The 5,134-nt window shown below is 69.9% G+C and carries 5 protein-coding genes; 4 read left to right on the top strand and 1 reads right to left on the bottom strand.

Annotation, left to right across the window (positions count from 1 at the left end; genetic code table 11):
* Positions 1 to 136: 136 nt before the first annotated feature.
* Complete coding sequence (locus VH112_13230) at positions 137 to 919, top strand: thioesterase family protein (GenBank protein HEX4541197.1); 783 nt, start codon at positions 137 to 139, stop codon at positions 917 to 919.
* A gap of 159 nt (positions 920 to 1,078) precedes the next feature.
* Here VH112_13230 and VH112_13225 read toward each other — a convergent pair whose 3' ends face one another.
* The gene (locus tag VH112_13225; GenBank protein ID HEX4541196.1) at positions 1,079 to 1,288 is read right to left on the bottom strand and encodes a hypothetical protein; all 210 of its coding nucleotides are present in this window, start codon (positions 1,286 to 1,288) and stop codon (positions 1,079 to 1,081) included.
* Here VH112_13225 and VH112_13220 point away from each other — a divergent pair.
* From VH112_13220 to VH112_13210, 3 genes are read left to right on the top strand one after another with little or no spacing between them, the layout of a single operon-like run.
* Entirely contained in the window at positions 1,281 to 2,399 is a 1,119-nt protein-coding gene (locus tag VH112_13220) for an ABC transporter substrate-binding protein (protein HEX4541195.1), read from the top strand. The two genes, VH112_13225 and VH112_13220, sit on opposite strands and share 8 nt — an antisense overlap.
* Before the next feature lie 14 nt (positions 2,400 to 2,413).
* Positions 2,414 to 4,333: an ABC transporter permease gene (locus tag VH112_13215; protein ID HEX4541194.1), complete on the top strand. Its 1,920-nt coding sequence runs from the start codon at positions 2,414 to 2,416 to the stop codon at positions 4,331 to 4,333.
* On the top strand, positions 4,320 to 5,105 hold the full coding sequence (locus VH112_13210; GenBank protein HEX4541193.1) for an ABC transporter ATP-binding protein: 786 nt from the start codon (positions 4,320 to 4,322) through the stop codon (positions 5,103 to 5,105). Before VH112_13215 ends, VH112_13210 begins: the two co-directional genes overlap by 14 nt.
* Positions 5,106 to 5,134: the final 29 nt, after the last annotated feature.

Here is a 5,134-nt window from a genome sequence, read left to right as displayed (position 1 = left end):
CACAGCCCGCCCGGGAGGCGGGCTCCATGCACACAGCCCGCCCGGGAGGCGGGCTCCATGCACACGGCCCGCCCGGGAGGCGGGCTCGGTGATCGGGCCAGAGTTCTCGCTTCCCGTCACCCCTAGCATGCCGAGCATGGCGCCCGCCCTGTTCTCGCCTGACGGTGACACCTTTCTCCCGGCTGCGCTCGCCCGCAGCCCCTGGTCGCCGGAGACGCTGCATGGTGGGTCGGTGGCCGCCCTGCTCGCCCGTGCCGTCGAGGCCTGTTCATCGAGCGACGACCGACAGGTCACGCGGCTGACTGTGGACCTGATGCGACCGGTGCCCGTGACGCCGCTGCGGGTCCAGGCCGAGGTGGTGCGGCCCGGGCGGAAGGTCCAGCTGGTCGAGGCGTCGCTGTGGGATGGCGATGCCGCCCTCGCCCAAGCCCGGGCGCTCCTCCTGCGGACCACCGATGCTCCCGTGCCGGAAGGGGCGGCCACTTCGGGCCCGGTCGTGCCGGGGCCCGATCGCGGCCGTGAGACACCCTTCCCGCGGGGGGACTACGAAGCCCTGCACAACGCCGGGACCGAGATCCGCTTCGTCAGCGGCGTCTTCGCCGAGCCGGGTCCGGCGACGGTCTGGATCCGACTCCGCCAGCCCGTGGTGGCGGGCGAGCAGCCGTCGCCGCTCCAGCGCGTGGCGGCTGCGGCCGACTTCGGCAACGGGGTGAGCGCGGTCTTGGACTTCGCGCGTTGGGTCTTCGTCAATCCCGACCTGACCATCTACCTGAACCGGCTTCCGGCGGGGGAGTGGGTCTGCCTGGAGGCGCGCACGGAGGTGGAGGGACACGGCGTGGGCATGGCCCACAGCCGTCTCCACGACGAGCTGGGACCGATCGGCCGTTCGGCCCAGTCCCTGCTGCTCGAGCCGCTCTGACCGTTTTGCACGAAGTGATCGTGGACGGGCCCTCCCGGGCCAGGCCCATGCCGATTGCGACGCTGGCCGCTACAGTATGCTGCCCTGACACGCAATCAGGTCTCTCGGGGGGCGGCACGGAGAACGCGTCGCACGCGACGCCGCGTCCATAGCAGCGCATCACAGCAGGGAGAGTGACGTGAGACTCAAGAGGGGGATCGGGCTGCCGGCGGTCGTCGTCGCGGTAGCCGTCGTGGCGGCGGCTTGTGGCGGCGGTAGCTCGAACAGCTCGTCGACCACGACGACCAGCAGCGGACCGACGACCAGCGCGCCCAGCGGGGGCACCGCGTCGGATGTCGGGGTCACCCCGAACCAGATCACGGTGGGCAACGTCTCGATCCTCTCCGGGCCCGTGCCCGGGCTGTTCCAGGGCGCACCGAACGGCGCCGACGCCTTCTTCGCCTACCAGAACAGCCTCGGCGGCGTGAACGGCCGCAAGATCGTGCTCAAGTCGTCCGACGACGCCTTCTCCTGCAACCAGAACCAGAACGAGACCCAGTCCCTCGCTGGTCAGGCCTTCGCATTCGTCGGCTCCTTCTCGCTGTTCGACAACTGCGGGGCGAAGGTGCTCCAAGCTCAACCCACCATCCCCGACGTCGCCTTCTCGCTGGACCCGGTGGCCCAGGCCCTGCCCAACAACTTCAGCCCCTCGCCGCTCGGCAATGGCTACCGGACCGGGCCGTTCATCTACTACAAGCAGCAGTTCCCGAAGGCAGTGCAATCGGTCGGCGCCCTCGTGGCCAACATCCCGTCGTCGATCGCCTCGTGGAACAACGAGAAGGCGGCCATGCAGCAGGTCGGTGGGTACCACGTCGCCTATGAGCGGGACATCAACCCGCTCGACACCGACTTCACCTCCGACGTCGTGCGCATGCGCAGCGCCGGGGTGCAGATGGTCGTGCTGACAAACACCGACGTGAAGAGCACGGCCCGCTTCCTCAACAACGCCCAGCAGCAGGGGTTCAAGCCGCAGCTGGTCGAGTCGGGGGGAGTGGCATACGACGCCAGCTTCTTCAAGCTCGTCAACCCGGGCGCGGCGCAGGGGCTGCTCAACGACCAGACCCAGGCCCTCTACCTCGGCGGCGACGCCAAGTCCACCCCGGAGGTGGGGCTGTTCGACACCTGGATGGCCAAGACCCACCCCGGCTCCCCGCCGGACATCTTCAGCGTGTACGGCTGGACCTCGGCCCGGCTCTTCGCCCAGGCGCTGCAGACGGCCGGTCTCAATCCCACGAGGGCGAGCGTGGTGGCTGCTCTGCAGAACGTGCACAGCTTCAACTCCAACGGACTGCTGGCGACCGGTGACCCGGCGGGCAAGAAATCGCCCACCTGTTGGGTGCTGATCAAGGTCAACAACAACCAGTACCAGCGACTGCAGCCGCCCAGTCCGCCCTCGGGCTTCACGTGCAATCCCGACGGCCAGTACACGCGCCCCGGCTGAGCTGAGCTCCGGCGATGAGCGAGTTCCTCGCCCTCAGCGTCGTAGGGATCGTGGCCGGCTGCATCTACGCGCTGACCGCCATGGGCCTGGTGGTGACCTACACCACCTCGGGGATCTTCAACTTCGCCCACGGGGCGATCGGCATGGTGGCGGCCTTCTTCTTCTGGGAGCTGTCGGTGAACCAGGGTTTGCCGACGCCCGTGGCCCTGGTGCTCGTCCTCTTCGTCTTCGCGCCGCTGATGGGCGCATTGATCGAGCGGGTGCTCATGCGCCCCCTGCACGGGGCGTCGGTCGAGACCACGCTGACGGTGACGATCGGCCTCCTCCTGCTTCTCATCGGGCTGGCCACGATCATCTGGGACCCCACGACATCGCGGGTCCTTCCCCAGTTCTTCGCCGGCAACTCGGTCTCGATCCTCGGGGTCGTCGTGACCTGGCACCAGCTCACGGTGGTGATCGTGGCCGTGGCGGTGGCGGTCGGCATGCGTCTGTTCCTGTTTCGGACCCGGCCGGGCACTGCGATGCGGGCGGTGGTCGACGATCCGGAGCTGGCGTCAATGGCCGGGGCCTCACCGGCGCGCTTCGGTCAGTACGGCTGGGCCATCGGGGCCTTCCTCGCCGCGTTGGCCGGGATCCTCCTCGCCCCGCTCGTCACGCTGGACATCAACACCCTCACGCTGCTCGTCATCAACGGCTACGCCGCGGCGCTGGTGGGCAGGCTCAAGAACCTGCCTCTGACGTTCGCCGGTGGCGTCGTACTGGGGCTGGTCGAGTCGTACGCTGTCGGCTACCTGCCGGTCGGGACGCTTCTCTCGCAGATCAAGCCGGTCGTACCGATGGTGTTCCTGTTCATCGTCATCCTGGTCGTGCCCCAGGGGCGGCTGCGGGCGGCGGGGCGCGCCGTCGCCCTCAGGGTGCCGCGCGTCGCGGGGCTGCGCGAGTCTGTCATCGCCGGCGCTGCCTTCGTAGCGCTGACCTGGTTCGTGTCCGCCCACCTGTCGAGCGCCAACCTGGCTACGGCCGGGCATGGCCTCGCCTTCGCCATCATCATGCTCTCCCTGGTCCTGCTGGTCGGCTACGGAGGCCAGGTGTCGCTCTGCCAGCTGACGTTCGCCGGGCTGGGGGCGTTCGCCATGGGGGAGGTGGCCGGAGGGGGATCGTGGCTCGGAGTTCTCGCCGGCATCGGGTTGGCCGGCGCGGTCGGAGCACTGGTGGCGCTGCCGGCGATTCGGTTACGCGGTCTGTACCTGGCCTTGAGCACGCTCGCGTTCGCGGAGGCAATGGACTTCGCCTTCTTCCAGAACACGAACGTCTTCGGCACCGGCAGCGCCTTGTCCGTTGGACGCGTGCACATCCCCGGGATATCGCTCCAATCGCCCCGGGCCTTCCTCGTTCTCCTCGCCGTGGTGTTCGTCGTGGTCGGCGTCGGCGTGCTGGCCCTGCGACGGTCGGCCTTCGGGCGGCGGCTGGTGGCCATGGGCGACAGCCCGTCGGGGACGGCGACCGTGGGGATCAACATCACACGCACCAAGCTGGTGGTGTTCACCGCCTCAGCCGCCCTCGCCGGCCTCGGCGGAGTGCTGTACGGGGGCCAGCAGACCCAGGTCGGGGCGAACGACTTCCAGCTGCTCTTCAGCCTCACCCTCCTGCTCCTCGCCAGCGTCTGGGGCATCAAGACCGTGAGCGGGATGCTCATGGCCGGGTTGCTGTTCGCCATCTTCCCCGTGATCCAGTCGCACGTGCCGGCCCTCCGAGATCTTCTGTATGTGGCGGTGGGGCTCGGGGCCGTCAGCATCGGGCGCAACCCGAACGGCGTCATGGGCGGCAAGACACCCCTCGAACGCTGGAGGGACCGCCGCGCCGCGGCCCAGCCTCCATCCGATGCCGGCGCACTCCCGGACGCGGTAGAGGAGCCGACCCGTGTTGCGGGTTGACGCGGTCAGCGTCAGCTTCGGCGGGGTGCAGGCCTTGGGCGGCGTCTCGCTCGACGCTGCAGCGGGGACCGTGACCGGTCTCATCGGCCCCAATGGCGCCGGCAAGACCACGCTGTTCAACGTCGTCACCGGGTTCCAGCGGCCCACCCGGGGCTCGGTCAGCATGGACGGCCGCGACATCACCGGCCTGCGACCCCACGTCCGCGCTCGGCGCGGCCTGGGACGGACCTTCCAGCGGCTGGAGCTGTTCGGCTCGCTCAGTGCCCGAGAGAACATCCTCGTCGGCATCGAGGCGCGCCTCGGGCGGGCTGATCGCGATGGCGGCCGGCGTGCGGCGGCGGACGAGATCCTCGAGCGCGTCGGCCTCCGGCCGGTGGCCGATCGCCAGGCCGACACCCTGCCCACCGGCATGGCCCGGCTGGTCGAGCTGGGGCGGGCCCTGGCCACCCGGCCCAAGCTGCTGCTGCTGGACGAGCCGAGCTCGGGCCTTGATCACGGTGAGACCGAGACCCTCGGCCGGCTGCTGGCCCAGCTGGCGGGCGAGGGCATGGCCGTGCTTCTCGTCGAACACGATGTGGACCTGGTCATGCGCGTGTGCAGCCGGGTCCACGTGCTCGACTTCGGGCAGGTGATCGCGGTGGGGACCCCGGCCGAGGTGCAGGCCGACCCGAGGGTCCAGTTGGCCTACCTCGGCGTCGAGGCCGGCCCGGGAGGCCGGCCGACGGGCACGGACCGACCGGCCCAGGACAGCGGTGCCGGAGTGGGCGGGTGAGCGACCTCCCGGCCCTCAAGCTGGAGGGC

The organism is Acidimicrobiales bacterium, from assembly GCA_036270875.1.
In the GTDB taxonomy this organism is placed as follows: Bacteria; Actinomycetota; Acidimicrobiia; order Acidimicrobiales; family AC-9; genus AC-9.
The sequence above is the reverse complement of the archived record's forward strand: the minus strand, read 5'-3'. Positions and strand labels throughout refer to the sequence as shown.

Excerpts from the sequence above, each read along its gene's own strand:
- VH112_13230 (HEX4541197.1), top strand. The coding sequence starts at position 137 with ATGGCGCCCGCCCTGTTCTCGCCTGACGGTGACACCTTTCTCCCGGCT.
- VH112_13215 (HEX4541194.1), top strand. The coding sequence starts at position 2,414 with ATGAGCGAGTTCCTCGCCCTCAGCGTCGTAGGGATCGTGGCCGGCTGC.